This window comes from Actinosynnema sp., from assembly GCF_052038725.1.
In genome coordinates this window covers 1-2,888 of the sequence record NZ_JBQGCX010000643.1, presented here as the reverse complement: position 1 = coordinate 2,888, position 2,888 = coordinate 1, and the positions used below count along the sequence as shown (strand labels likewise).

Below are 2,888 nucleotides of genomic sequence, written 5' to 3'. Positions count from 1 at the left end.
CAGCGCGTTCACCCGGACGAGAACCCCGAGCTGGGCCCGGTTGAACCGCTCGGCGAACGCGGTGGCCACCACCGCCGCGGCCCCGCCCCGGCCCCGCGCGTCGCACGCCCCCGGCGCGGCCATCCAGGGGAACCGCTCGTGGGCCCGCCGAACCGGGCCGACCATCCGGCGGGCCAACGACTCGACCGCGTCCGCGTCGGCGTCCTCGGGCAACCGGGAGAACTCCTCCTCCGTCCCGTCGTCGGCGCTCTCCGCCACGAGCGCGCCCAGGTCCGCCAGCGCCTCGTCGTCGAAGGTCCCGGCGAGCACCGCCAGCAGGTCCCGGTCCGCCTCGGACAACCCGCGCGCCACCGGGCCGAACACCGCGGGCGTGTCCAGCGGCGCCCGGTGCTCGCGCAGGACCGCCAGCTCGGCCCTGGCCGAGCTCAACCGCTCGATCGCCTCGGCCAGTTCGGCGTCGACCGCCTCGAACGAGTCGTCCGCCCGTTCCCCGACCTCCTCCATCTCCCGGATGCGCGACAGGGTCAGCCCGAACCCGGTCAACCGCTTGATCCGCAGCACCCTCGCCAGGTGCGCGGCCCCGTACCGCTTGTACCCGTTGGCCCCGCGTCCGGGCAGTTCGAGCAACCCCATCCGGTGGTAGTGCCGGACCGTCTTGACGGTCGCCCCGGCGAGGTCGGCCAACTCCCTGGTGCTCCAAGCCACGTCCGTCCCCCCTCGGCAGGAGTCAGCGCAGCGGCGTGTGCGCCGGGTCCACCCGCTCCCCGTCGGCCACGGCCCCCGGCGGCGTCCCGTCGCCGAACGGCCGCCCGCCCAGCGCCTCGCGCCCGTGCTCGGTGACCCACCCGGACAGGTCGGGGCCCAGCGGCACGATCCCGTTCGGGTTCAGGTCCCGGTGCACCTCGTAGTAGTGGCTCTTGATCTGGGCGAAGTCCACGGTGTCGCCGAACCCCGGCGTCTGGAACAGGTCGCGCGCGTAGCCCCACAGCGCGGGCATCTCGGAGAGCTTGTTCCGGTTGCACTTGAAGTGGCCGTGGTAGACCGGGTCGAACCGCACCAGCGTGGTGAACAGCCGCACGTCGGCCTCGGTGATCGTGTCGCCGACCAGGTACCGCTGCCCGGACAGCCGCTCCTCCAGCCAGTCCAGCGCCGACCACAGGCGCGCGTACGCGTCGTCGTACGCCTCCTGGCCGCCGGCGAACCCGCACCGGTACACCCCGTTGTTGACCTCCGTGAACACCCGCCGGTTCACCTCCTCCAGCTCGTCCCGGTGGGCCTCGGGCAGCAGGTCCGGGGCGCCGTCGCGGTGGTGGGCGCGCCACTCGGTCGACAGGTCCAGGGTGATCTGCGCGAAGTCGTTCGTGGCCACCTCGCCCGTCGTGGTGTCCACGATCGCGGGAACGGTGATGCCGCGCGGGTACTCCGGGTCGCGCTTGAAGTACGCCTCCTGGAGCCGCTCGATCCCCAGCACCGGGTCGCGCCCGTCCGGGTCCAGGTCGAACGTCCACGAGCGCTCGTCGTGCGTGGGACCGGGCAGGCCGAGGGAGAGCACGTCCTCCAGCCCGAGCAGGCGGCGCACGATGATCGCCCGGTTCGCCCACGGGCAGGCGCGCGCGGCGACGAGGCGGTACCGGCCCGGTTCGACCGGGTACCCCTCGGCGCCGTCCGCCGTGACCCTGGTGGTGAGGTACCGGGTGTCGCGGGTGTACGCCTTGCCCTTGACCGAGTACGTGCCGCCCCGGCTGTGCTCGGGGTTTTCGCTGGTGGCGGTGTCGCTCATGATCGTGAGCCTACGGCAGCGCGGCGGTTCCGGCCGGGTGTCGACCGCGGGTTCCCAGCCGGGGGGCGGAATCCCGCCACCGCTGGGCGGAAAGAGGTTGCCGCGCAACCGTCCCCGGCCCCCGCGCGGCTTTACGGACGCACGACCCGCCCGCCGCGCACGGCAAACGGGCGCACCGGATCGGGCGGTGGAACCAGAGCTTCCACGTGGTTTGACGGGATCGCTCCCCGCTTCCTAGCCTGTGCAGACCGCTGGGCGCTCCCCGCCCCGCCCGGCGGGCGCCGTGTCCCGGCCGAGGCGCCCGACCGGTGCAGCGGCCCGCAGCGGGAGGAGCATGTCGTGCGCTTCACCGACAGGGTGGTCCTGGTGACCGGTGCGACCGGCGGTATCGGTCGCGCCGCGGCGTTGGCGTTCGCCGAGGAGGGCGCGCTGGTCGTCCTCGCGGCGCGGAACCCGGTGCGGTTGGCCGAGATCGCGGACGGGGTCGGCGGTGCGGGCGGGCGCGCGGTGCCGGTGCCCACCGACGTGTCCGACCCGGTGGCCGTGCGGGCGCTGTTCGAGGTGGTCGCCGGGTACGGCGAGCTGGACGCCGCCGTCAACGACGCCGGGATCTGGGGCGGCGAGCGGTGGGGTGTCGAGCGCCGGTGTTCCGGCGGGCCGGGCGACGAGCCGGGGGCCCGGCTGTCCGGGGACGACGGTCGGTGGCGGCGGGCGCTGGAGGTCGACCGCGGTGGCGCCTGGCGGTGCCTGCGGGGCGAGCTGGCGCTGGTGCGCGAGGGCGGCGTGATCGTGGACGCGGTGTCGGTGCTCGGGGGGCGGGAGTCCGCGCGGGAGCACTACGGGCGCGGGGTGCGGGTGACCGGGCCCGCGCGGTCGCCGGGGGAGCTCGGGGCGGAGCGCGCGGGCGTGCTGCTGGGGCTGGGGCGGTTGGGCGGGGTGCTGGAGGCGTCCCGCGAGCTGGTCCGGGTGTGCGCGGAGGAGTCGGTGCGGCGGGTGCCGGTCGCGCCTGTGCCGGTCGCGCCTGTGACGGCCGCTGCGGAGCGCGGGCAGCCGCGTCGCGCGGTGCCGTCCCCCAGGGCCGGGGAACAGCCGCAGGAGGGCGTTGCGG

The 2,888-nt window shown here is 75.4% G+C and carries 3 protein-coding genes; 1 reads left to right on the top strand and 2 read right to left on the bottom strand.

The features are described from left to right. Both ACTUAL_RS13630 and ACTUAL_RS13625 read right to left on the bottom strand, forming a co-directional pair. Positions 1-705, bottom strand: a 705-nt coding sequence (locus tag ACTUAL_RS13630; protein ID WP_440900494.1) for a MerR family transcriptional regulator, incomplete at its 3' end; no start/stop codon positions are given. A 22-nt stretch (positions 706-727) separates the two neighbouring features. Beyond that, a complete protein-coding gene (locus tag ACTUAL_RS13625; protein WP_440900493.1) occupies positions 728-1,780 on the bottom strand; it encodes a glutathione S-transferase family protein in 1,053 nt (350 codons plus the stop codon). Positions 1,781-2,119: 339 nt separating this feature from the next. Here ACTUAL_RS13625 and ACTUAL_RS13620 point away from each other — a divergent pair. After that, on the top strand, positions 2,120-2,888 hold a 769-nt coding region (locus ACTUAL_RS13620; protein WP_440900492.1), incomplete at its 3' end, for an SDR family NAD(P)-dependent oxidoreductase.